The sequence below is a fragment of the Amorphus suaedae genome (assembly GCF_053629675.1).
Window position 1 is genome coordinate 1 of sequence record NZ_JBRJIT010000003.1, and the last position, 21,594, is coordinate 21,594.

The following is a 21,594-nucleotide window of genomic DNA, read 5'->3' on the forward strand; positions in this document are numbered from 1 at the left end:
GGGGGGGGGGGGCGGGGCGGGGGGGGCCCGGGGGGGGGGGCCGCGCGCGGGGGGGCGCCCCCCCCCCCCCCCCCCCCCGGGGGGGGGGGGGGGCGGGGCCCCCCCCCCCGCCGGGGGGCCCCCCCCCCCCCCCCCCCCCCCCCCCCCCCCGCCGGCGGCCTTACATCCAGCCGCGCTCCTTGTAGTACTTCTCGGCGCCCGGATGCAGCGGGGCGGAGAGACCGTCCTTGATCATCTCCTCCTCCTTCAGGTTGGCGAAGGCGGGATGGAGCTGCTTGAACTGGTCGAAGTTGTCGAACACCGCCTTGACCACGACGTACACCACGTCATCCGACACGTCGGCCGAGGTGATGAAGGTGGCGCCCACGCCGAAGGTCGTGGTGTCCTGATCGTTGCCCTTGTACATGCCGCCCGGGATGGTCGCGACGCGGTAGTAGGGGTTGTCGGCGATGAGCTTCTCGATCGGCTCACCGGTGACGTCGACGAGCTTCACGTCGCAGGAGTTGACGGCTTCCTGGATGGCGGCGGCCGGGTGGCCGACGGTGTAGATCATCGCGTCGATGTTGCCGTCGCAGAGCGCCTGGGCCATTTCCGAGCCCTTCAGCTCGGTCGCCAGCGCGAAGTCGCCCATCTCGATGCCGTAGGCATCCATGACGACTTCCATGGTGGCGCGCTGGCCGGAGCCCGGATTGCCGACGTTGACGCGCTTGCCCTTCAGGTCCTCGAACGATCCGATGCCGGAATCGCCGCGCACCAGCAGCGTGAACGGCTCGGGATGCACGGAGAACACCGCGCGCTCCTTCTCGAACGCCCCCTGGTCGGCGAACGTCGAGGTGCCGTTGTAGGCGTGGTACTGCCAGTCGGACTGGGCGACGCCGAATTCCAGCTCGCCCGAGCGGACGGTGTTGATGTTGTAGACCGAGCCGCCGGTGGATTCCGCCGAGCAGCGGATGCCGTGTTCCTTGCGGTCGCGGTTCACCAGCCGGCAGATGGCGCCGCCGGTGGGATAGTAGACGCCGGTGACACCGCCGGTGCCGATGGAAATGAACTGCTGGTCTTGCGCTGAAGCGAGGCCGGTGGCGGCGAGGACCGCCGAGGCAGCAAGCGCTGCAATGGTCCGTTTCATCGTAAGGCTCCCTTTGAGTTGTGCCCTTGAGATGGCATTGGCCGGGGATCGTCCGCGGCTCTGCTGGACATTCGATCCGCGGTTGACGACGGAGTCAACGTTTTCCGGCCGCGGGACGAATAGATCCAAGGTTGCCGCCGCCCCGGGCGCGGCCGGCGTCCACGTTTTCGAAAGGCCGCTCGGGCACCATATCGGATTGGCCGCAACGCGCGGCCGCGTGATGCCAATTCCAACCGGGGCGCGTCCTGCCGCATGACCGCTGAACCCCAGCTCTCGTCCAGCCTGCTGCCCGCCGAGTGCGACTGGCAGCCCTGTCCGCGCGAGCTGAGAAAATACGTCCTGATCGTCGCGATCCTGGGATCGAGCCTGGCGTTCGTCGACACCACGGCGGTGTCCGTCGCGCTCGCCTCGATGCGCGAGGATCTGGGCGCGTCGTTCATCTCCATGCAGTGGGTGGTGGCCGGCTACGCGCTGGTGCTGTCGGCGTTCCTGCTGCTCGGCGGGGCGGCGGCCGACGCGTTCGGGCGCTGGCGGACGTTCCGGGCCGGCATCGCGCTGTTCGCGCTGTCGTCGGCCGCCTGCGGGCTGGCGCCGCGCGCCGATATCCTGATCGCCGCGCGCTGCGTGCAGGGGCTGGCGGCCGCCGTGATGGTGCCGGGGGCGCTGGCGCTGATCGCCACCAACTTTCCCGAAGGCGAGCGCGGCCGCGCCATCGGCATCTGGGCGGCGTGGTCGAGCATCGCCGCCGCCATCGGGCCGCTCATCGGCGGCCTGCTGATCGACGTCTGGTCGTGGCGGGCGATCTTCTACCTGAACCTGCCCGCGGCGGTGGCGGCGCTGGCGCTGCTGCGCTACCGGGTGCCGGTCGACTTCCCCATCCTGGAGGGCCGCCGCTTCGACCTGATCGGCGGCGGCATCGCGCTCGCCGGCATGGGCATCCTGGCGCTGGGGCTCACCGTCACCAGCATCGACACCGGCTCGGGCGGCACCATCGCGGCGGCGCTCATCTTCTCCGGGCTCGTGGGGATGACGCTGTTCGTGCTGTGGGAGGCCGGCGGCGCGGCGGAACCGATGATGCCGGTCGGGCTGTTCCGCAACCGGGCGTTCTCGGGCGCCAATGGGGTGACGCTGCTGCTCTACATGGCGCTCGGCGGGCTGTTCTTCCTGATGCCCATCGCGCTGATCGACGGCGGCGGACGCGACGCGGCGGAGGCCGGCGCGGTGTTCCTGCCGTTCAGCCTGGCGATGGCGCTGGTGGCGCGGCGCGCCGGCGACGTGGTCGACCGCTTCGGCGCCCGCGCGCCGCTCGCCGCCGGCTGCGCCGTAGCGGCGCTGGGGTTCGCGCTGGTGGCGCTCGCGGTGGGCGCCGACGCCTACGCGCTCGGCGTGCTGCCGGCGATGGCGCTGACCGGCGCCGGAATGGGGCTCGCCGTGCCGCCGCTGTCGGCGGCGGTGCTGGCCGGCGCGCCGGCCAACCGGGCGGGCATCGCCTCGGCCGTCAACAACGCGGTGGCGCGGTTCGCCGGCCTGGTCGCGGTGGCGGCGCTGGGCGGCATCGCCACGATGATCTACCGGGATACCCTCACCGGGCTCGCGCCGCAGCTCGCCTCGGTGCTGGCGCGGGCCGACTTCGCGGCGCCGGTGGCGGGCCCGGCCGACATCCAGGCGATCCGCGCCGAGGCGGTGCGCTCGACCTTCGTCGTGGCCGGCTTCCTCGCCGCCGGGCTGGCCGCCGCGGCGGCGGCGATCGGCGCGCTCATGCTGCCGGCGGGCGGCGCGCGCCGCGAGGAGGACGGGTTCCGGCCCGTCGCGCCGGAGCAGGGGCTGGCGCCGTGGCGGCGCATCGACCTGCCCGACCCGCTGATCGACCACGAGCGGCTGCAGCCGGCCGGGCCCGAGCCGCGAACGGCCGGGCTGGTGGAGCCGCGCTTCGTCCCGGTCGGGCCGCTGGTTCCGGTGGAACCCGAGGCGATACCCGAGCCGGACGCACCCGAGGCCCGGACGGCGCCGGCCACCGGGGAACCGAAGGCCAGGGCGGAGCCCGAGCCGAACCCCGTCGCCCCGCAGGCCGTGGCGCCCACGCCGGAACCGGCGGAGCCGACGCGGCCGACCGCTGCGACCCCGCCGGCTCGCGTGACGGATCCAGCGCCCACGTCCGCTCCGCCGCCATCGCCCAAGGCGGGGCCCGGCACGGCGGAGGCGAAGCCCGCGCGCGTGCGCCGCGCCCGTCCGCCCCGGCGCGCCACGCCGCCGCGCGGGGACTGAGCGGGGGAGATCCGAGCGGGCGAAATCCGCCGGTCCCATGCTTTCCCGTGGCTGCCCTTGACCGGCCATGGAGTCCCGCGACCGCCCCGGATGGCCCATCCGGTCCCCCGATTTCCCATCCGGCCCCCGGCTTTCCCATTCCGACCCCGGGGTTCCCATGCGGTCCCCGGGCTTCCCGATTGCCCGCCCGACCGCATTCCTCCTGGCGCCCGTGATCGGTTGCCCGCGCGGGGTCCGAAATTTCCGGCCTGCCCCCTCCGATCCGGGCTTGCCAAATCCTTCATTTCGATTATTCTCGAATTATGGAAAAGACAGATGCCCTCGACGCGCTGACGGCGCTGGCCCATCCGACGCGGCTGTCGGTGTTCCGGCTGCTGGTGCGCCAGGAGCCGGAGGGGCTCGCCGCCGGGGCGATCGCCGAGGCGCTGGACGTCCGCTCCAACACGCTGTCGACGCACCTGGCGCTGCTCACGCGCGGCGGGCTGGTGTCGGCGGAGCGTCACGGACGAAGCATACGATACCGGGTCGATCTCCCCGGGATGCGCGGCCTGATCCTCTACCTGATGGAGGACTGCTGCGCCGGCCGGCCGGAGATCTGCACCCCGCTGATGGAAGCACTGGCCTGCCGGGCCGAGGGCGAAGGCGCCTCGTGCCGGCCCGCCGTTCAGGGACCGCCGAGATGACCGATACCCCGATGAACGTCCTGTTCCTGTGCACGGGCAATTCCGCCCGCTCGATCCTGGCCGAGTCGATCCTGAACCGCGACGGCGCCAGCCGCTTCCGCGCTTATTCCGCCGGAAGCCAGCCGAAGGGCGCCGTCCACCCCTATGCCCTCGAGCTGCTCGAACGGCTCAACTTCCCGACGGAGGGCCTGCGCTCCAAGAGCTGGTCGGAATTCGCCGAGCCCGGCGCGCCGGCGATGGACTTCGTCTTCACCGTCTGCGACCAGGCGGCGGCGGAATCCTGCCCGGTCTGGCCGGGCCAGCCGATGACCGCCCACTGGGGCATCCCCGATCCCGCCGCCGCCGAGGGCACCGAGGCGGAGCGCCGGCTGGCGTTCGCCGACGCGTTCCGGATGCTGAACGCCCGGATCTCGCTGTTCCTCGCGCTGCCGATGGCCTCGCTGGACCAGCTCAGCCTGCAGCGCCAGCTCGACCGGATCGGCAAGGCCGACGCCGCCCAGACCGCCTGACCCGTCTTCCCAAAGGATCGTTTCATGACCACCCGCGACGCAGCCCTCGCCCCCCCTCCGGCCGGCGGCATCGGCTTCTTCGAGAAATGGCTGTCGGTGTGGGTGGCGCTCTGCATCCTCGCCGGCATCGTGCTGGGCAACCTGCTGCCCGGCGTGTTCGGCGCGCTCGCCAGCCTCGAATACGCCTCGGTGAACCTGCCGGTGGCGCTGCTGATCTGGGCGATGGTCTACCCGATGATGGTGGCCGTCGACTTCGCCAGCCTGCGCCACATCGGCGACCGGCCGAAGGGGCTGGTGCTGACGCTGGTGGTCAACTGGCTGATCAAGCCGTTCACCATGGCCGGCCTCGCCGTCCTGTTCTTCGAGGTCGTGTTCGCCCGCTGGATCGATCCGGCCGACGCCCAGCAATACATCGCCGGCCTGATCCTGCTCGGCGCCGCCCCCTGCACGGCCATGGTGTTCGTCTGGTCGCAGATGACCCGCGGCGACCCGGCCTACACGCTCGTCCAGGTGTCGGTGAACGACGTCATCATGGTGTTCGCCTTCGCCCCGATCGTGGCGCTGCTGCTCGGCGTCACCGAGATCGCAGTGCCCTGGGAAACGCTGATCCTGTCGGTGGTGCTCTATATCGTCATCCCGCTGGCCGCCGGCGCCGCCACCCGGCGCTGGCTGACCGCCCACGCCCGCCGCGGCGAGAACGCCGAGGCCGCCGTCGCCCGCTTCACCGGCGCGCTCAAGCCCGTCTCGGTGATCGGCCTGCTCGCCACCGTGGTGCTGCTGTTCGGCTTCCAGGGCCACGTCATCGTGGAGCGGCCGATCCTCATCGTGATGATCGCGATCCCGCTGCTGATCCAGTCCTACGGCATCTTCGCGCTCACCTACGCGGCGGCGTGGGCGTGGCGGGTGCCGTTCAACGTCGCCGCCCCGTGCGCGATGATCGGCACCTCGAACTTCTTCGAGCTGGCCGTCGCGGTGGCCATCGGCCTGTTCGGGCTCGGATCGGGCGCCGCGCTCGCCACCGTCGTCGGCGTGCTGGTGGAGGTGCCGGTGATGCTGTCGCTGGTCGCCTTCGCCAATGCCACGAAACGCCACTTTCCCGAGGCATAAGGATCCGCAGAGCGTCCCGCGCACGGCACACGGCACACGGAGAGCGGCCATGACCATCACCATCTACCACAACCCGAATTGCGGCACCTCGCGCAACGTGCTGGGCCTGATCCGCAACACCGGCGCCGAGCCGGTCGTCATCGAGTACCTGAAGACGCCGCCGGCACGCGACGTGCTGGTCGACCTGATCGCCCGGATGGGGATTTCCGTGCGCGACCTGCTCCGCCGCAAGGGCACGCCCTACGACGAGCTGGGCCTCGACGATCCGAAGTGGACCGACGACGCGCTGATCGACCTGATGCTGGAACACCCGATCCTGATCAACCGGCCGATCGTGGTGACGCCGCTTGGCACGAGACTGTGCCGGCCATCGGAAACCGTGCTGGACATCCTGCCCGACCCGCAGCGCGGCGCGTTCGAAAAGGAAGACGGCGCCAAGGTCGTCGACGCATCGGGCACGCCGGTCGCCCAGGGCTGAGGCGCGGGCGGCCCGTCCACCGCCGCCCCGCGCGCGGTCCGCTCCCCGATCCGCAGTTTTGACGACGGTTTTTTGCGCGCCTCCTTGAAATGCCGGCCGGTTGCCGGTACATCCCGCGCAATGCTCGGTGCTCGTTTCCGCTTCGGCCCGTCCGAAGGGGGTGGAGCGCAGGGCGAAGGTGGTGTTCAATGCACCTCCCGGTCAGCCGCTTTAGCTCAGTTGGTAGAGCACATCATTCGTAATGATGGGGTCAGGTGTTCGAGTCACCTAAGCGGCACCACTTCCCTCCCGAGACCGCCCAGATGAGGCATGCTTTCGCCGGGCCGGTCGGGCTCCTTGCCGTTCTCCTCGGACTGTTTCTGCTTGCCGCCTGCGTGCCGGCGGCGGCGCCGCCTGCGGCGGTGCCGGCCAGCGATTTCGAGCGCGCGTTCGGGCCGTGCGGCGAGCCGTGCGTGATCACCGCCAGCGACGGCGGCGAGCTCGTCTACTTCCTGCGCGCCGCCGACGAGGTGAACGCGGGAAGCCGGGAGCTGATCGTCATCGACGGAGCCTGCCAGTCGGCCTGCGCGGCGTTCGCCGACAGGGCCCGCGCCCACGTCTGCGTCACGCCCGCCGCCCGCTTCGGCTTCCACAAGGCCACCGTCTATTCCGCCGACCTGAGCCAGCGCCTGGGCGCCATCGACCCGCCCCAGTCCGACGACATCCGCGACTGGGTGGCCGCCAACGGCGGCTATCCGCCGGACGGCATGCGGATGATGGAGGCCTCCGACGCGACGCGCTTCTGGCGCGCCTGCACCGACGCCGAGCGCCGCACGGCCGGCGCCGGCGCCTGAGGCTGAGGCAAGTCCGGCCGCTCGTGCCGCCTGTTGCCCCGGTTGGGCGACGGTCTCGGACCGCAAAGACCCAACGTCCCGAATCGTGACCGGTGATCGAAATGCGGAGGCGGGCTGACGGCGGAAACCCGGTCCCCGGCTTTCCGCACATAGACCTGGCCTGAGGGGACGGCGGCCCCCCGGGCCGCTAGCCGAGGAACACGTGTCCGGCCGGGTAGCGGATGCGCGGCGCCGAGCGGGTGGCGAGGAAGAAGCCCAGCGTCAGCGGGCCGATCCGGCCGATGAACATCGCCGCCATGATGACCAGCCGCCCGGCCGGGTCCAGCGTGCCGGTCACCCCGCGCGACACGCCGACGGTGCCGAAGGCCGACACCACCTCGAACGCCAGGTCGAGGAAATTGCCTTTCTGGACGATCACCAGCGCGAACACGCCGCTCATCACGATCAGGATGCTGACGACCGTGAGCGCCAGCACCTTCAGCACCTCCTCCAGCCCCAGGCTGCGGCCGAAGGCGTGCAGATGGGTGGTGCGCCGGAAGAAGGCGACGGTGGCCATCAGCAGCACCACCACGGTGGTGACCTTGATGCCGCCGGCCGTCGACGTGCTGCCGCCGCCGATGAACATCAGCGAGATCAGCATCAGGGCGGTGGCGTCGGTCAGCCCCTCCATGGGCACGGTGTTGAAGCCGGCGGTGCGCGGCGTCGCCGCCTGGAACCAGCTCGCCATCAGCCGCGTCGCGGTGTCTGGCAGGGCGCCGAGGGTTTGCGGGTTGGTCCACTCCAGCGCGGCGAAGACGCCGGTGGTCCACACCAAGAGCGCCGCGGTGGCCAGCAGCATCAGCTTGGTGTGCAGCGTGAAGCGGTGCCACTGGCGCCGCTTGCGGACGTCGGCGATGACGCTGAAGCCGAGGCCGCCGACGATGAACAGCGCCGGCACGGTGACATTGACCAGCGGATCGCCGACGTAGCGCGTGAGGCTGTCGGGAAACAGCGAGAAGCCGGCGTTGTTGAAGGCCGAGACGCTGTGGAAGACCGCCTGCCAGAGGCCACCCGCCCAGCCGAACTCCGGCACGAAGACGAACGCCAGCAGCGCCGCGCCGACGATCTCGCAGACCAGCACCACGCGCAGGATCGTCGCCACCAGCCGCAACAGGTCGGTGATCGAGGTCTGGTTCAGCTCCTCCTTCAGGAAGATCCGGTGGGGCAGGCCGATGGGCACGCCGAACATCGACAGCACCAGCACCGCGAACGTCATCAGCCCGAGGCCGCCGAGCTGGATCAGCACCAGCAGCACCGCCTGGCCGAAGAGGCTGAAGTGGCTGCCGGTGTCGACCACCACGAGGCCGGTGACGGTGACCGCGGAGACCGCCGTGAAGGCCGCGTCGAACCAGCTTGTGAAGCCATGGGCGGAGGCCGGCAGCTTCAGGAGCAGCGTGCCGATCAGGGCGATGGCGGCGTAGAAGCCGGCGAGCACCGCCGGCGGCGGGATGTTGATGCGGCGGCGGGTGAAGTGGGACAGGATCTGCATCGCGGAACCGGCCTAGGCCAGGCTGTCGGCGAAGGATCTCAGGTTCTGGCGCTCGCCGAGCAGCAGCAGCTTGTCGCCGGTCTGCAGCAGGACGCCGCAGTCGGCGCCGCATTCGTGGAACTCGCTGCCGCGCATCAGGCCCAGGCAGCGCAGCTCGAAGCCGTCCATCAGGTTCAGCGCGTCCACGGTCTTGCCGTCGATGCGCTCGGGGACCTGGAAGTCGACGATGTGGAAGCCGTTGCCGAGGCTGACATAGTCGCGCACCAGCGGATTGTGCAGCATCTGGGCGACGTGCATCCCGATGTCGTGCTCGGCCTGGATGACCCGGTCGATGCCGAGCTTGGCGAGGATGCGGTGGTGGGTGCGGCTGGTCGCCTTGGCCCAGACGATGGGCGCGCCGAGCATCTTCACGTTCATGGTGCACAGCACGTTGGACTCCAGGTCCTCGCCGATCGCCACCACGGCCACGTCGTAGCTGCCGACGCCGGCCTCGCGCAGGGCGTCCTCGTCGCGCCCGTCGGCGATCACCACCTCCGACAGCTCGTCGGTGAAGCGGCTGGCGATGGTCTCGCTGGTGTCGATGCCGAGCACGTGGTTGCCGAAGCGCGCCAGCTCGACGGCGACGGTGCCGCCGAAGGTGCCGAGCCCGATGACGACGAAGCTCCGGTTCTTGGTGGTCATGTGGGCTCCATGGGGGTCTCGGCGGCAGGGGGCGGCATGGGCGGCGGGCGGGGCGGCGGCGCGCATCATGGCCCGCGCACCCCCTTCGTGTGAAGCGAACCGTGCTTCCCGCCCCGCGGTTCCACCGGCGGCCGCGCGCATTCGGTCGCAGGCGAACGGCGCCCGGGGTCGCGACCGGCGGCGCCCGGCGAGGACGATTGCGGGGATTTCGGAGGCGGCGTAAAATGGGCGCCGTCGGACGGAGCGTCCGGCCTGCGCAAGGCGCCTGCCCGGCCGCGATCCGGCCGCCGGCGTCCCTAACCAAGCCAAAACACTCCGCCTCGAGCCGGCGAGGGCTCCTCGCTTCGGCGGGCCCAAGGGTCCGCTCTTCTTCGAGGTGTTGATCATGTACCTGCTCGTTGCGGTCGCCGCGCTCGCATGCGTGACGCTCGCCTTCCTCTGGACCGTCCGCCATTTCGGCGCGCTCCCGGACCATTCGCGTCTGAAGAGCGAGGCCGTCGTCATGCCGGTGGCGGTGTTCTTCACAGGCGCCTTCACGCTGGCGGTCGCGACCGTCGAGATGGGCGCCATGCGCTTCCCCCTGTCGACGGTGGCCGACCTGGCCATCGGCACCGCCGCGGTGGTGGCGGTGTTCGTCGTCTCCTGGGTGGCGTTCCGCCTGCTGGCGCCCCGCCGGCCGGCCCCGGGCGCCCGCCAGCAAGCCTCCCGGCCGCCGCTGGGACGGGCTCCGCTGCCCGGCACCTGACCGAAATGCCGCGCCGGAGCAGAAATCGCACGGTCCGATGCGAATTCTGCCTCCGGCGCGGCAACCCCGACCGCCCCCGGCGTGTTCATGGCTGTTGATGCGGCCGCAACGCCCCGTCGCACCGACCGACCGATCCGCTGGGAGTGACCCTATGCTCGTGCCCGAAGAGTGGGCGGCAACCGCCGCGCTCGCGCTCGTCGCCATCATCTTCATCGGGTTCCTGCTCGAGCGCTGGCCGCCGGCGGTGGTCGGAGCGGCCGGGGCGGCGGCGTTCGTGCTGCTGGGCCTGTTGACCACCGACCAGCTGCTGGCGGTGTTCTCCAACTCCGCCCCGATCACCATCGCCGCGATGTTCGTGCTGTCGGGCGCGCTGGTGCGCACCGGCGCGCTGGAGGCGATCTCCGCCTTCGTCCTCGACCGCGCCCAGACCCGGCCGATGACCGCGGTGCTGGCCGTGGTGGCGGGGGCGATCATCGCCTCGGCGTTCATGAACAACACGCCGCTGGTGATGGTGCTGATTCCGCTGGTGATCCGGCTGGCGGCGTCGATCAACACGCCGGCCTCGCGGCTGCTGATCCCCCTCTCCTACGCGGCCATCCTCGGCGGCACCTGCACGCTGATCGGCACCTCGACGAACCTGCTCGTCGACGGCGTGTCGACCAATCTCGGGCTGGCGCCGTTCGGGCTCTTCGAGATCACCCCGATCGGCCTCGTCGCGGCGGCGGCGGGCGGGCTGTTCATGCTGATCGGCGGCCGCTTCCTGCTGCCGGACCGGCCGGGCTTCCGCACCGGCGGCGAGAGCGAGGGCAGCGAGATCTACCTGACCGAGGTGCAGATCGGCGAGGCCTTCGAGGACGTCGGCAAGACCTACGCCGAGCTGGCGCTGTTCCAGCGGCCGGGCATGCGCATCCTGGCGGTCAAGCGCCGCGAGAAGGTGCTCCGGTCGGGCGTCCAGGCCGAGACCAGCGCGGTGGGCGACCGCGTCGTGCTGATGGCGCCGGCGACCGAGATCCTGACCTTCCACGAGGAGGACGGCCTGACCGTCGGCACCCGCCAGCGCAGCGTCGCCGGCAAGTCGGAGAAGATCGTCGAGGCGCTCGTCTCGCCGCGCTCGCGCGGCCACATGCGCAGCCTCGTCGACTACAACTTCCCGGCCCGCTTCGGCATCACGCCGCTGGGCGTGCGCCGCCACGGCCACATCCCCGGCCCCGACCTCGGCAGCACCCGGCTGCGCGGCGCCGACGTGCTGCTGCTGGCCGGCGAGCCCCAGAGCTTCGCCACGCTGGAGGAGGAAGGCGACATCGTCTCCTTCACCGAGACCGGCACCCGCGGCTATCGCCGCCGGCGCGCGCCGATCGCCGTGCTGGCGCTGGCATCGGTGGTGGTGCTGTCGGCGTTCGACGTGATGCCGATCGCGGCGCTGGCGCTGATCGCGGCGGCGGTGCTGATGCTGCTGCGCTGCATCGACCTCGACGAGGCGATGGAATCCATCGACGGCGGCGTGCTGGTGCTGATCTTCTCGATGCTGGCGGTCGGCGCCGGGCTCGACCGGACCGGGGCGCTGAAGCTGGTGGTCGACACGCTCTCGCCGTGGCTCGACAGTCTGTCGCCGTTCCTGCTGCTGCTGTGCGTCTACGCGCTGACCTCGGTGCTGACGGAGGCGGTGACCAACAACGCGGTGGCCGTGATCCTCACGCCGCTGGCGGTCGGGCTTGCCCAGGCGTCGGGGCTGGAGCCGCGCTCGTTCGTGATGGCGGTGATGTTCGGTGCCTCGGCGAGCTTCGCCACGCCGATCGGCTACCAGACCAACACGCTGGTCTACGCCGCCGGCAACTACCGCTTCTCCGACTTCCTTAGGGTGGGCGTGCCGATGAACATCCTCGTCGGCCTCGCCACCTGCCTCGCCATCTCGACCCTGTACGGGCTGGAGTAAGCCCCGCGCAATCACGGCATGGGACGATAGATCCAAGGCGCGCCTTTCCCTCGTAGAGGCCTCATGCGACGGGGATCGGCCGCGCCCCCGCGCACGTCCGGCCGGATCGGACGGTCCGAATGCAAGCGAGGCGGTCGCGGTCCCTGGGACGTCCGCGCCCCAGGAGATGCTATCGTGAGGTATGTCCCGGACCCTGACCCGGGCTGGCCCGTTGCCGGAGACCGACCAGGAACGAGGGCGACTTGATGGAACTCGCGAAAGCGCTGCTGCACAACCTGAGCCCGCTGGCCTTCGTCGCGGTGGCCTTTTCGCTGATCCCGCAGCGGCTGGGGCGGATGGAGCACGCGCTCCTCGTCGGCGTCCTGTTCGGCTTCGGCAGCCTCCTCGCCATGCTCGATCCCGTCGAGCTGCGCCCCGGTGTCATGGTCGATTCGCGCACCACCATGCTGACGCTCGCGGGCTTCTTCGCAGGCCCGGCGGCCGGGCTGGTCGCCGCCGCCGTCAGCATCGCCTTCCGGATCCATATCGGCGGCGCGGGCGCGCTGGCCGGGTGCCTGGTCATCGCCATCAGCACCGCGGTCGGCCTCCTTGGCTACTACGTGCTGCGCGCCAGGGAGGAACGGATCGGCTTCCGCGCGCTGGTGATCCTGGCGTTGCTGTCGCCCCTCGCCTCGCTCGCCGTGCTGCTGTTCCCCTGGAGCGTCGTGGAGACGTACCTGGCCGAGACGTTCCTGCCGCTGAGCGCCGCGCGGATCCTCGGCGTCATCGCGCTGGGGACGATCATGATGCACGAGCAGGCGCGGCTGGCGGCGGAGCAGCGTGTCCGCGAACTGGCGACCACCGACGAGCTGAGCGGGCTCGCCAACCGGCGCGCGTTCTACTCGGCCCTGGAGGGGGAAGTCGCCCGGCAGGACCGCCGCGACGCCCCGTTCAGCGTGCTGCTGATGGACATCGACCGCTTCAAGGCGATCAACGACAGCTTCGGCCATCCGGTCGGCGACGAGGTGATCCGCCGGCTCGCGGCAGTGCTGCGCGACCACAGCCGCGCGGCCGACATCCCGGCGCGGATCGGCGGCGAGGAGTTCGCGCTGCTGCTGCCCGACACCCCGCCGGCGGTGGCCGACGACATCGCCGAGCGCATTCGCCGGGTCGTCACGAACGAGACAATCGACACCGAGCGCGGAGCGGTCGTCTTCACCGTCAGCATCGGCACCAGCTCCAGCGAGCTGGTCGGCGGATCGGTCGAGGCGGTGCTGTCGGCGGCCGACACGGCCCTCTACGTCTCCAAGAACACCGGCCGCAACCGGGTCTCCTCGTCGGACCGCGGGGCGTCCGCGACCCGGCTTGCGGCGGCGAGCTGACCGATCCGCGTTCGCCGGCGCCCTCTGCCTGACGAGGGGTTTCCCCGCCGCCGGAAAAGGCGCTAGAGCATGTCGCGATCGCACCGGAACGCGCCGGCCGCGACACCCTTACGGCACAGCCTTCGGACCCGATCCCGCCGGGATGGCGGAGAGGAGGATGCAGGCCCATCGAACGGGACAGCATGATTTCGGACCAGGACGACGCCGCGATCCCGTGCGGCGAGACCGGGCTCTATCACCTCTGCGGGTTCATCGTGCGTTCGGAGCTGGCACTGCCGGAGCTGCGGCCGCTGGCAAGCGCGCTGCCGCCCGGAACCGAGCCCGATCTCGACATCCGCTTCGGCAGCGTCCCGCCCCACCTTGAGGGGGCCGATCACGTGCGCCGCTGGTTCGAGACGCGCGGGACGGACGAGATCCTCATCCGGCCACAAGCCATCGGCCGCTTCCTGCTGACCGCCCCGGGCACCATCCGCATCGATCCCGTGCTGCCGATCGTCGAGAAGGACCTCCGGGCGATCCTGTTCGGATCGGTGCTCGGCGCGTTCATCCACATGCGGGGGCTGCTGCCGCTGCACGCCAGCGCCGTCACCTTCGGCGACGGGGTGGTGGCCTTCGCCGGCGTTTCCGGCGCGGGCAAGTCGACGATGGCGGCGTTCCTGTCGGACCGCGGCCACCAGACCGTCGCCGACGACGTGTGCGTCGTCGACACCGGCGGCGCTGCACCGATGGTGCGGCCGGCGATCGCCCGGCTGAAGCTCTGGGGCGCCAGCATGGACGCGCTCGGCAAGCCCCGGCTGGAGGCCAACCGCGACACGCTGCGCTGGGAGAAATATCACGTCCGCCAGGAGCCCGAGGTGAGCGCCCGCCCGCTGCGCGCGGTCGTCGCCCTGGAGCAGGCGGCGGGGCCACACCCCGAGCTCAAACCGCTCGCCGGCGCCGAGGCGATCACCAACGTGCTGCAGAACACCTTCCGCCCGGAGATTGCCCGGCACCTCGGCCGGACGCCGCAGATCTTCCGGCTGTCGGCGGCGACGGCGGCGGCCGTGCCGGTGTACCGGCTCGACCGGACGTGGGATCTCGACCGGATCGAGCCGATCGTCGACCTGCTGGAAGCCACCTGGGGCCCGGCGTAAACCTTGCGGAGATCGGCTGACCGGGTCGCCACGCGGGGGATCAGTCCCCTCCGCCCGACGCCAGCTGGTCGCGCAACATGGCGTTCTCGCGCTCCAACTGCTCGATGCGCTCGCGCAGCGGCTGAACGCCCCTGGCGACTTCGCGTTCGGTGAAGCGCGGCGTGATGTGCTGCGGACAGTTCCAGTCGAACGCGGCCAGATGCAGGACGAAAATCCGCTCCAGGTTCGCCTTGTAGTCCGGGTCCAGAACCCGTTTCGTCACCGACGCGTCCGCATCGACGGACAGCTTCTCGGCGTGGGCATAGATCTTGAGGCGCGCCCGCCGGGGATAGTCCATCAGGAACAGGCAGGCGCGGTCGTTCGCCTGGAGATTGCCGGTGCTGATATACTGACGGTTGCCCCGATAGTCGGCGAAGGCGAGCGTCGTGTCGTCCAGCATCTTCAGAAAGCCGGGCGGGCCGCCGCGGTGCTGGACGTACGGCCAGCCGGTCTCCGAGACCGAGGCGATGTAGAAGCTGTCACGCTCCGCGATGAAGGCGGCTTCCTGGTCCGTGAACCGATCGAACTGGCGAGAGCCCTTGAAATCCGACCAGAGATGATCGGCTTTCATTTCCGCCTGCGCGTCCCGGACACTGGGGGTCAGCGCGATGTCCATGAATCCGTAGGCCATGTGCTTCTCCGCAGTCGAGGTCCGGGCGGCCGGCGGGAATGGCCGTGAAAGCGCGCCGCTGCCGCTCCCGATGAAGGGACGGGCGTGCCGTGATGCGGACCGTCCGGACACGAGGCTTCGGCAGGATAGCGCCGGCCGGGTTCGGCGCACAATCGCGCCCGGTGCGCGCCAACGGAGACCGCGGGGTGACGTGGAGGGCGCGTCCGGAGCCTTCCACGTCGCGCGGGCGCTTCAGGTGGCGTCCCGGGCCGCCTGCTGTGCCCGCACGTAGCTTTCGATGACCGCCGCGTAGTTCGGCGCGACGAGGCCGTAGAGCTGCGCCAGATCGGCGGCCTCCGGCCGCGCCCACGTGCGATGCAATTCCGACAGGAGAGCGTTGGTGGTGGTCGGCTTCACGCCGCCCTGCACGAAGCGGCTCAGGGAAACCCGGGAGGCCATCTCGCTGGGATCTCCCGACGCGTCGATGACGGCATAGACGTCGAAGCCGGCCGCACGCGCGTCCAGGGCGGGAAACATGACGCAGACGCTCGTCCAGACGCCCGCCATGACGAGGGTCTTCCGGCCGGTCGACGCGACCTGGGCCACGAAATCATCGTTGTCCCAAGCGTTCACCTCGCCCTTGCGCGGCACGTAGACGGCATGAGGGGCGTAGTGATGGATTTCCGGCATCAACGGGCCGTTGCTCCCGGCCGGCTCGGACGCCGTGGTGATCACCGGGATATCGAGCAGGGTGCAGAGCCTGGCGATCATCTCGACGTTGCGGCGCAGATCCGCCACCGGGATGTCCTTCACCGTCTGGAACAGGCCCGACTGATGGTCCAGCAAAAGCACGACCGTATCGGCGGGATCCATGAGCATGGCGCCGCCACCGGACGGCAGGACACTGGTCTTTTCTCGAGGGGAACCCGACATTGGCGTTTCCTTTGGAACGGCAGGCCTGTCGTCGTGTGATCCCACGCTGCCGCATGAGGAGGCTCGGCGGCAATTGCACCTTGGGTTGGTCCGGCTACGGCCTTTCGGTACCGGCGGACAACCGGTCGGCGACCGACAACGGCCCCTCGCGGACTGGATGCCGACGGACGCGGACCCTCCACCGCGACCGCGCGCGGAGGACGCTGGGTCCGGCGCCACCGGTGGTCGTCGTCCGACACCGTGTGAGAAGAACTCAGGGTGACCGCCGATACCTGGGGACAATGCCCGCTGTGCCTCGGTCTCCCATTTGATCTCGCCGGCGAGGGTGCGGCGAGGCTACCTCAGGGGCATGATCGAAGGGGTCTCAGTCTTCCGCCGGGACCGGCGGGGTCCGCTTGAGGAGCGCCCAGAGCAGGACGCCCACCGTGATCGCCATGAGCACCGCGGTGGTGGGACGGGAGAGCATCTCCAGATAGCTGCCGCGATGGATCAGCAGCGCCCGCCGCAGGTTTTCCTCGAGCATCGGCCCGAGGATGAAGCCGATGAGCAGCGGGGCCGGCGAGTAGTGGAACAGCCGCAGCAGGAAGCCCACGAAGCCGAAGCCGAGGACCAGCCACACGGCGAACGCGCTGTTGGTCAGCGTGTAGACGCCCGCGCAGATGAGCGCGATGATCACCGGATACATCATCGAGTACGGGATCCGCAGGAGCCAGAGCCAGATGCCGACCAGCGGCAGGTTCAGGCCCAGCAGGATGATGTTGCCGAGCCAGAAGCTGGCGACCAGCCCCCAGAACATTTCCGGCTGCTCGAAGATGAACTTCGGCCCGGGCGAGATGCCGTGGATCATCAGGGCGCCGAGCATGATCGCCATGGTCGGGCTGCCCGGGATGCCGAGCGAAAGGGTCGGGATGAAGGCCGTCTGCACGGCCGCGTTGTTGGCCGCCTCGGGCGACGAGATGCCTTCGATCGCCCCCTTGCCGAACCGGTGGGGCGTGCGGCTGATGCGCTTCTCGATGGCATAACCGATGAGCGAGGCGATCGTCGGCCCCGCCCCCGGCAGCGGGCCGACGACGCTGCCGACCCCGGTGCCGCGTATCATCGGCAGCAGCGTCTTCAGGAATTCCGGCCGGCTCGGGATCATCGAGCGCCAGGAGACCTTGGGCATCGGACCGCGCGCCTTCTGGGCGCCGATCGCGAAGATGACCTCGCCCACGCCGAACGTGCCGAGCGCCAGCGCGACCAGGCTGATGCCGTCGAAGAGTTCCGGGACGGCGAAGGTGAAGCGGTAGTCGCCGCTGTTCACGTCGATGCCGACGGTGCCGAGCAGGGCGCCGAGCAGCACCATCGCGATGCCCTTCAGCGGCGGCCCGTCGGAGATCGTGGCCGCCATGATGATGCTCAACAGCAGGATCGCGGCGTATTCCGAGGGGCCGACGGCGACCGCCAGCCGGCTGATCAGCGGCGAGAGGAAGGTCAGGAGCAGGATGCCGACCGTTCCTCCGAAGAAGGACACGTAGGTGGTGACCGTCAGCGCCACGCCGGCCTTGCCGTTCTGGGCCATCGGATAGCCGTCGAGGCAGGTGATGGCGTTGGACGAGGTGCCCGGCAGGTTGAGCATGATGGAGGCAGTGGAGCCGCCGTACTCGGCGCCGTAGTAGATCCCCGACAGGAACACCAGCGCCGTCGTCGGATCGAGATAGAAGGAGACCGGCATCAGCAGGGAGATCGCCGACAGCGCCCCGACGCCGGGCAGGACGCCGATCAGCGTTCCGAGGAAGACGCCGGCGAAGCAATAGACCACCGAGGTCAGCGTCAGCGACGCGAAGCCGAGCGTGAACAACTCCATCGGATCACACCTTGATCAGGGCCGCGGGGGAATTCAGCCCGACCACGAACACGAGCCAGACGAGCAGGCAGGAGAACAGGACGATGCCGATCGTCCGGCGGAGACTGCCGCCGCGGTCGGCCAGGCAGGCCAGGAGCACCGAGACGCCCAGAGCCGGAAACAGGCCGAACCGGCCGATGATCAATGCGAAGCTCGCGACGCTGAGCGCGATCAGAAGCAACTCGCGCCAGGGAACGTGAAGGGGCGTCGAGGCGGCGCGCAGCCCGCCGATCCCGATGGCCGCGCCGAGCAGCACCAGCGCCCCGCCGATCAGCAGCGGGAAGTAGCCGGAGCCCATGCGCGCCGTGCTGCCGATGCCGTAGTCGATGGCGCGATAGGCGGCGGCGGCTCCGATCAGAACGAGCAGGAGCCCGCTGACGGCATCTCGATTGAGCTTCGGCTGCATGGATGCTTCCGGGATCGTTGCGGGGCTTACGGGGCGGACGGGGACGGCATCGCGGCCTCGGCCTGCGCGCGGGCATTGCGGATGTGCACGATCGCCGCCTTCTGCGCGCCCGCGACATCTCCCGCGCGGATGCGCAACAGGATCTCGCGCATTTCCTTCAGGCTCTCCTTCGGCCGGCCGGGCCGGGACATCGAGCGCGAGCGCAGCAGGTTCACCCGCGCGAGAAGGCCGCGCAGGATGTCGGCGAGAATGTCGTTCCCGCAGCCCTCGAACATCACCTCGTAGAAGGCGGTGGTGGCGAGGATCAGCTGGACCGGGTGCAGCCCCTCGGACGAGGCCCGCTCGAATTCCCTGAGCGCTTCGTCCATCCGCTCCAGCCGCTCGCCGGTCGCGGTGAGGGCGAACAGGCGGACCACCTCCGGCTCGATCAGCTCCCGCACGTCGTAGATGCGTTCGGCCTCTTCCCAGCCGAGCTTGACCACGATCGGACCGCGGTTGGGGCGGATCTCGACCAGCCGCTCCGCCTCGAGCTGGCGCAGCGCTTCGCGGACCGGCGTGCGCGAGGCGTCGAGGTGGGAGCACAGATCGGCCTCGGAGAGGCGCTGTCCGGGCACGAACACACCCGTGATGATGTCGGCCCGCAGCGCATTCGTGACGCGATCCCGCACGCTGGCGCCCCGCACGCGGGCCGTATCGCTGGTCTTGGTATCCATGCCGTTCCCGCCCTGCTCCCTCAGCCGACGACGCGATCGAGAAACGCACCGACCGCCCGGTTGAAGCTTACCGGATTGTCGTCGTGGACGTAGTGTCCGGCCCCCTCGATCTCCTGCGCCGTGACGTGCGGATTGACCTCGCACATCCGCCGCATCCGCGCCGGATCGAGATAGTCGGAGTTCGCGCCGCGCAGCACGAGAATCGGACAGGACAGCCCGGCGAGCGACGGCCAGAGGTCCGGATTGGGCCGGACCCTCGCCTGCTCGATCCGGCATTCGCCGATGCCGACCTGGTCGTGGCGCCAGACGATCCTGCCGCCCTCGGCCTTCATCGAATGGGCGACGCGCGATTCGATCGCCGCGTCGGTCACGTTCGGCCGGATCGACCGCCAGAAGGCGCGGGCTTCGTCCAGATCGTCGAAGGAAAGCGGCGTGGTCTCCAGCTCCCTGAGGATCCGCTCGATCCCGGCGCTGTCGTCGGCCTCAGGTCCGCTGTCCTCGAGGATGAGCGAGGCGAAGCGGTCGGCATGGGTCAGGGCATAGGCGAGCGCGTTGATGCCGCCCATCGAGTGGCCGAGAACGTGGACCTTCCCGGCGCCGAGGTGATCGACGAGCGCCGCCAGGTCAGCGGCATAGCGATCGGCGAAGTAGCCGCGCTCCGGATCCCAGTCCGTCTGCCCCCGCCCGCGCTGATCGGGAGCGACCACGTGGAAGCGGTCCATGAGGGTTTCCGCGAGCCCGGCGAAGGTCCCGCCGTAGCTGCGCAGACCGTGCAGGCAGATCAGCGGCGGACGTCCGGGATCGCCCCAGGTCAAATAGTGAAACCGCAACCCGTTCAGCTGAACGAAATGGGAGCGTTCCCGGTCCATCGTGCTCTCCTTTACGCGGTCTCTATCCGGCCGCCAGCGGCGCGACCGCGGGTCCGCCGAGGCGGGCATGGATACGCCCGCGCGTCGCGACGGCGAACGCCACCACGACTTCGTCGGCGGCGGGCGCGTCGTCGAAGTAGGCGGTGACGGTGTCGTAGTGGTCGCGCGAGTAGAGTTCGCCGATGTGGGCGAGCGGCACGTCGATCAGGCCGCCGGGGCCGCCGCGCTTGCCGGTCGACGGAATCCACTCCTTCGCGCCGGGCAGCACCGCCCGGATCGGGGTGGCGAAGCGGGCGGTGAGGAAGGCGTTGCCGTGCTCGTACTCGCCGGCGCCGCCGACCACGCAGGCCTTGCCGTAGCTTTCGGCCTGCGCGCCGCCGAGGGCGGCGACGATGCGCCGGGCGAACTCCTCTCCGAGCTGATCGCTGCCGTCGACGATCTCACTCAGATCCTCGCTGAACCGGCCCGCGTAGGGGTTCCTGATCGCCGCGGCGATCAGGATCTTGCGCAGGGGAGCCCCGTCGTCCGACCGATAGATCTCGTTGGTCAGGATTTCCTGCTCCTGACCGTACCAGCGACGGATCTGGTAGTCGGCGATCTTGTTGCGACGCATCGTGCCGTTAACCTTTCAGCTTACTTGGAAATGTCGATGTCTGTGGTGGCGAGGATGTGCTTCACCAGCGCGACGGAGGCGTCGCGCTTCTTCTCCAGCTCTTCCGGCGTGGAGCCCTGTGCCGCGACGCCGAGCTTGGCGAATTCCTCCTGGGCCTTGGGCTCGTCGAGGACGGACCGGACCGCCTTGGAGATCTGGGCGCGGATGTCGGCCGGGACGCCCGCGGGGGCGAAGATCGCGAACCAGCCGGCGTCGTCGAGCCCCTCGTAGCCAAGCTCTTCGAACGTCGGGATGTCGGGGAACTGCGCCAGGCGCGCGGGCGCGGCCACCGCCAGGCCGCGCATGGCCTCGTCCTCGAGCGAGGCGGTGAGCGCGGTCACCGTGAGGAAGGCGCTGTCGATGTGGCCGCCGGTGACGTCGGCGACGGCGGGGGCGGACCCCTTGTAGGGCACGTGGATCATGCCGGCGCCGGCCTCGGAGGCGAACAGCGTGCCGAGGAGATGCGGCGTCGAGCCGACCCCGAAGGTGCCGTAGGTCAGCGGCCGCTCCGTCGAGGCCGTCACGTAGCCCTTGAGGTCCTTGATCGGCGACGCGCTCGGGACCGCGAGGATGAGCGCGCTGTTGGCGACGAGGCTCACCGGATCGAAGCCGTCGAGCATGTCGCCCATCTTGTCCGCGTGCAGGACCGGCGAGATCGCGTTTGTGGAGGAGGTTCCGAACAGCAGCGTGTAGCCGTCGGCGGGCTGGGTCTTCACGTAGGCGCCGGCGACGGCACCGCTCGCGCCGGGACGGTTGTCGACGACCACCGGCGCGCCGAGCGCGGCCTCCAGCTTGGTGGAGACCAGCCGCGCCAGCAGGTCCGTGCCGCCCCCCGGCGAGAACGGAACGACGAGCGTGACCGGACGGTCCGGGTACGCATCGGCCAGCGCCGGCGCTGCGAGCCCGACGGTTGCCGCGACGCAGCCTGCGGCCAGGAAGAATTGACGACGGTTCATGATCCCCTCCTTCATAATACGTGATTGTATGAAGATTACATCATACGAGATGGGATTCAACACCCGATTTGCCGGCCGGCAGCGCGGCCCGATGCGCGCACCGGGATGACCGGAGGGGCTCGGGATCGTCGTTTCGGGATTGCGCTTCG

General features: G+C 70.2%; 21 protein-coding genes and 1 tRNA gene. 11 read left to right on the forward strand and 11 right to left on the reverse strand.

Annotated elements, in window-relative coordinates:
• Window positions 1-160 precede the first annotated feature (160 nt).
• Complete coding sequence (locus AB7M35_RS21475) at window positions 161-1,126, reverse strand: TAXI family TRAP transporter solute-binding subunit (RefSeq protein ID WP_453962580.1); 966 nt, start codon at window positions 1,124-1,126, stop codon at window positions 161-163.
• A 252-nt stretch (window positions 1,127-1,378) separates the two neighbouring features.
• Between AB7M35_RS21475 and AB7M35_RS21480 the strand changes: the two genes are divergently transcribed.
• The 7 genes from AB7M35_RS21480 (at window position 1,379) to AB7M35_RS21510 (ending at window position 7,001) form a co-directional block, all read left to right on the forward strand.
• Window positions 1,379-3,391: an MFS transporter gene (locus AB7M35_RS21480; protein WP_453962581.1), complete on the forward strand. Its 2,013-nt coding sequence runs from the start codon at window positions 1,379-1,381 to the stop codon at window positions 3,389-3,391.
• Window positions 3,392-3,693: 302 nt separating this feature from the next.
• Window positions 3,694-4,074 carry an ArsR/SmtB family transcription factor gene (locus AB7M35_RS21485; protein WP_453962582.1) on the forward strand — a complete coding sequence of 127 codons (381 nt, stop codon included), beginning with the start codon at window positions 3,694-3,696 and terminating at the stop codon, window positions 4,072-4,074.
• Window positions 4,071-4,583, forward strand: coding sequence for an arsenate reductase ArsC (locus tag AB7M35_RS21490; RefSeq protein ID WP_453962583.1), 513 nt, complete (start codon window positions 4,071-4,073; stop codon window positions 4,581-4,583). The genes AB7M35_RS21485 and AB7M35_RS21490 overlap by 4 nt, the downstream gene beginning before the upstream one ends.
• A gap of 24 nt (window positions 4,584-4,607) precedes the next feature.
• On the forward strand, window positions 4,608-5,690 hold the full coding sequence (gene arsB / locus AB7M35_RS21495; RefSeq protein WP_453962584.1) for an ACR3 family arsenite efflux transporter: 1,083 nt from the start codon (window positions 4,608-4,610) through the stop codon (window positions 5,688-5,690).
• A gap of 49 nt (window positions 5,691-5,739) precedes the next feature.
• Window positions 5,740-6,168, forward strand: a complete 429-nt coding sequence (gene arsC / locus AB7M35_RS21500) for an arsenate reductase (glutaredoxin) (RefSeq protein WP_453962585.1) — start codon at window positions 5,740-5,742, stop codon at window positions 6,166-6,168.
• A 204-nt stretch (window positions 6,169-6,372) separates the two neighbouring features.
• Window positions 6,373-6,448 (forward strand) — tRNA-Thr (locus AB7M35_RS21505).
• Between the two features lie 22 nt (window positions 6,449-6,470).
• Window positions 6,471-7,001 carry a hypothetical protein gene (locus AB7M35_RS21510; protein WP_453962586.1) on the forward strand — a complete coding sequence of 177 codons (531 nt, stop codon included), beginning with the start codon at window positions 6,471-6,473 and terminating at the stop codon, window positions 6,999-7,001.
• A gap of 187 nt (window positions 7,002-7,188) precedes the next feature.
• Here the strand turns inward: AB7M35_RS21510 and AB7M35_RS21515 are convergent, their stop codons facing one another.
• Together AB7M35_RS21515 and AB7M35_RS21520 are read right to left on the reverse strand one after the other, a co-directional pair.
• Window positions 7,189-8,529, reverse strand: coding sequence for a TrkH family potassium uptake protein (locus AB7M35_RS21515; protein ID WP_453962587.1), 1,341 nt, complete (start codon window positions 8,527-8,529; stop codon window positions 7,189-7,191).
• A gap of 12 nt (window positions 8,530-8,541) precedes the next feature.
• Window positions 8,542-9,210, reverse strand: coding sequence for a potassium channel family protein (locus AB7M35_RS21520; RefSeq protein ID WP_453962588.1), 669 nt, complete (start codon window positions 9,208-9,210; stop codon window positions 8,542-8,544).
• Between the two features lie 385 nt (window positions 9,211-9,595).
• Here AB7M35_RS21520 and AB7M35_RS21525 point away from each other — a divergent pair, with 385 nt between their 5' ends.
• The 4 genes from AB7M35_RS21525 to AB7M35_RS21540 all read left to right on the forward strand — a co-directional run bounded on the left by AB7M35_RS21525 (window position 9,596) and on the right by AB7M35_RS21540 (window position 14,382).
• On the forward strand, window positions 9,596-9,955 hold the full coding sequence (locus AB7M35_RS21525) for a hypothetical protein (RefSeq protein ID WP_453962589.1): 360 nt from the start codon (window positions 9,596-9,598) through the stop codon (window positions 9,953-9,955).
• A 151-nt stretch (window positions 9,956-10,106) separates the two neighbouring features.
• The gene (locus tag AB7M35_RS21530; protein WP_453962590.1) at window positions 10,107-11,888 is read left to right on the forward strand and encodes an SLC13 family permease; all 1,782 of its coding nucleotides are present in this window, start codon (window positions 10,107-10,109) and stop codon (window positions 11,886-11,888) included.
• Window positions 11,889-12,133: 245 nt separating this feature from the next.
• Window positions 12,134-13,249, forward strand: coding sequence for a GGDEF domain-containing protein (locus tag AB7M35_RS21535; protein WP_453962591.1), 1,116 nt, complete (start codon window positions 12,134-12,136; stop codon window positions 13,247-13,249).
• A gap of 182 nt (window positions 13,250-13,431) precedes the next feature.
• Window positions 13,432-14,382 (forward strand): hypothetical protein, encoded by a 951-nt coding sequence (locus tag AB7M35_RS21540; RefSeq protein WP_453962592.1) that lies wholly within the window; start codon window positions 13,432-13,434, stop codon window positions 14,380-14,382.
• 40 nt (window positions 14,383-14,422) lie between these two features.
• On the opposite strand, the gene AB7M35_RS21545 is transcribed toward AB7M35_RS21540, so the two are convergent.
• The 8 genes from AB7M35_RS21545 to AB7M35_RS21580 form a co-directional block, all read right to left on the reverse strand.
• Window positions 14,423-15,052, reverse strand: coding sequence for a pyridoxamine 5'-phosphate oxidase family protein (locus AB7M35_RS21545; protein WP_453962593.1), 630 nt, complete (start codon window positions 15,050-15,052; stop codon window positions 14,423-14,425).
• Between the two features lie 231 nt (window positions 15,053-15,283).
• A complete protein-coding gene (locus AB7M35_RS21550) occupies window positions 15,284-15,910 on the reverse strand; it encodes an isochorismatase family protein (RefSeq protein ID WP_453962594.1) in 627 nt (208 codons plus the stop codon).
• Between the two features lie 418 nt (window positions 15,911-16,328).
• Window positions 16,329-17,810: a tripartite tricarboxylate transporter permease gene (locus tag AB7M35_RS21555; protein WP_453962595.1), complete on the reverse strand. Its 1,482-nt coding sequence runs from the start codon at window positions 17,808-17,810 to the stop codon at window positions 16,329-16,331.
• Between the two features lie 4 nt (window positions 17,811-17,814).
• A complete protein-coding gene (locus AB7M35_RS21560) occupies window positions 17,815-18,255 on the reverse strand; it encodes a tripartite tricarboxylate transporter TctB family protein (protein ID WP_453962596.1) in 441 nt (146 codons plus the stop codon).
• Window positions 18,256-18,281: 26 nt separating this feature from the next.
• Entirely contained in the window at window positions 18,282-18,968 is a 687-nt protein-coding gene (locus AB7M35_RS21565; RefSeq protein WP_453962597.1) for a GntR family transcriptional regulator, read from the reverse strand.
• Between the two features lie 20 nt (window positions 18,969-18,988).
• Window positions 18,989-19,837: an alpha/beta fold hydrolase gene (locus AB7M35_RS21570; protein ID WP_453962598.1), complete on the reverse strand. Its 849-nt coding sequence runs from the start codon at window positions 19,835-19,837 to the stop codon at window positions 18,989-18,991.
• Window positions 19,838-19,859: 22 nt separating this feature from the next.
• The gene (locus tag AB7M35_RS21575) at window positions 19,860-20,450 is read right to left on the reverse strand and encodes an amino acid synthesis family protein (protein WP_453962599.1); all 591 of its coding nucleotides are present in this window, start codon (window positions 20,448-20,450) and stop codon (window positions 19,860-19,862) included.
• 20 nt (window positions 20,451-20,470) lie between these two features.
• The gene (locus AB7M35_RS21580) at window positions 20,471-21,445 is read right to left on the reverse strand and encodes a Bug family tripartite tricarboxylate transporter substrate binding protein (protein WP_453962600.1); all 975 of its coding nucleotides are present in this window, start codon (window positions 21,443-21,445) and stop codon (window positions 20,471-20,473) included.
• Window positions 21,446-21,594: the final 149 nt, after the last annotated feature.

What these genes read in the sequence shown, in the direction of transcription:
- AB7M35_RS21475 (WP_453962580.1), bottom strand. Translation starts at nt 1,126, where the DNA reads ATGAAACGGACCATTGCAGCGCTTGCTGCCTCGGCGGTCCTCGCCGCC.
- AB7M35_RS21540 (WP_453962592.1), top strand. Translation starts at nt 13,432, where the DNA reads ATGATTTCGGACCAGGACGACGCCGCGATCCCGTGCGGCGAGACCGGG.
- AB7M35_RS21555 (WP_453962595.1), bottom strand. Translation starts at nt 17,810, where the DNA reads ATGGAGTTGTTCACGCTCGGCTTCGCGTCGCTGACGCTGACCTCGGTG.
- AB7M35_RS21535 (WP_453962591.1), top strand. Translation starts at nt 12,134, where the DNA reads ATGGAACTCGCGAAAGCGCTGCTGCACAACCTGAGCCCGCTGGCCTTC.
- arsB (WP_453962584.1), top strand. Translation starts at nt 4,608, where the DNA reads ATGACCACCCGCGACGCAGCCCTCGCCCCCCCTCCGGCCGGCGGCATC.
- AB7M35_RS21570 (WP_453962598.1), bottom strand. Translation starts at nt 19,837, where the DNA reads ATGGACCGGGAACGCTCCCATTTCGTTCAGCTGAACGGGTTGCGGTTT.
- AB7M35_RS21485 (WP_453962582.1), top strand. Translation starts at nt 3,694, where the DNA reads ATGGAAAAGACAGATGCCCTCGACGCGCTGACGGCGCTGGCCCATCCG.
- AB7M35_RS21520 (WP_453962588.1), bottom strand. Translation starts at nt 9,210, where the DNA reads ATGACCACCAAGAACCGGAGCTTCGTCGTCATCGGGCTCGGCACCTTC.
- arsC (WP_453962585.1), top strand. Translation starts at nt 5,740, where the DNA reads ATGACCATCACCATCTACCACAACCCGAATTGCGGCACCTCGCGCAAC.
- AB7M35_RS21490 (WP_453962583.1), top strand. Translation starts at nt 4,071, where the DNA reads ATGACCGATACCCCGATGAACGTCCTGTTCCTGTGCACGGGCAATTCC.
- AB7M35_RS21525 (WP_453962589.1), top strand. Translation starts at nt 9,596, where the DNA reads ATGTACCTGCTCGTTGCGGTCGCCGCGCTCGCATGCGTGACGCTCGCC.
- AB7M35_RS21515 (WP_453962587.1), bottom strand. Translation starts at nt 8,529, where the DNA reads ATGCAGATCCTGTCCCACTTCACCCGCCGCCGCATCAACATCCCGCCG.
- AB7M35_RS21565 (WP_453962597.1), bottom strand. Translation starts at nt 18,968, where the DNA reads ATGGATACCAAGACCAGCGATACGGCCCGCGTGCGGGGCGCCAGCGTG.
- AB7M35_RS21480 (WP_453962581.1), top strand. Translation starts at nt 1,379, where the DNA reads ATGACCGCTGAACCCCAGCTCTCGTCCAGCCTGCTGCCCGCCGAGTGC.
- AB7M35_RS21575 (WP_453962599.1), bottom strand. Translation starts at nt 20,450, where the DNA reads ATGCGTCGCAACAAGATCGCCGACTACCAGATCCGTCGCTGGTACGGT.
- AB7M35_RS21580 (WP_453962600.1), bottom strand. Translation starts at nt 21,445, where the DNA reads ATGAACCGTCGTCAATTCTTCCTGGCCGCAGGCTGCGTCGCGGCAACC.
- AB7M35_RS21550 (WP_453962594.1), bottom strand. Translation starts at nt 15,910, where the DNA reads ATGCTCATGGATCCCGCCGATACGGTCGTGCTTTTGCTGGACCATCAG.
- AB7M35_RS21560 (WP_453962596.1), bottom strand. Translation starts at nt 18,255, where the DNA reads ATGCAGCCGAAGCTCAATCGAGATGCCGTCAGCGGGCTCCTGCTCGTT.
- AB7M35_RS21510 (WP_453962586.1), top strand. Translation starts at nt 6,471, where the DNA reads ATGAGGCATGCTTTCGCCGGGCCGGTCGGGCTCCTTGCCGTTCTCCTC.
- AB7M35_RS21530 (WP_453962590.1), top strand. Translation starts at nt 10,107, where the DNA reads ATGCTCGTGCCCGAAGAGTGGGCGGCAACCGCCGCGCTCGCGCTCGTC.
- AB7M35_RS21545 (WP_453962593.1), bottom strand. Translation starts at nt 15,052, where the DNA reads ATGGCCTACGGATTCATGGACATCGCGCTGACCCCCAGTGTCCGGGAC.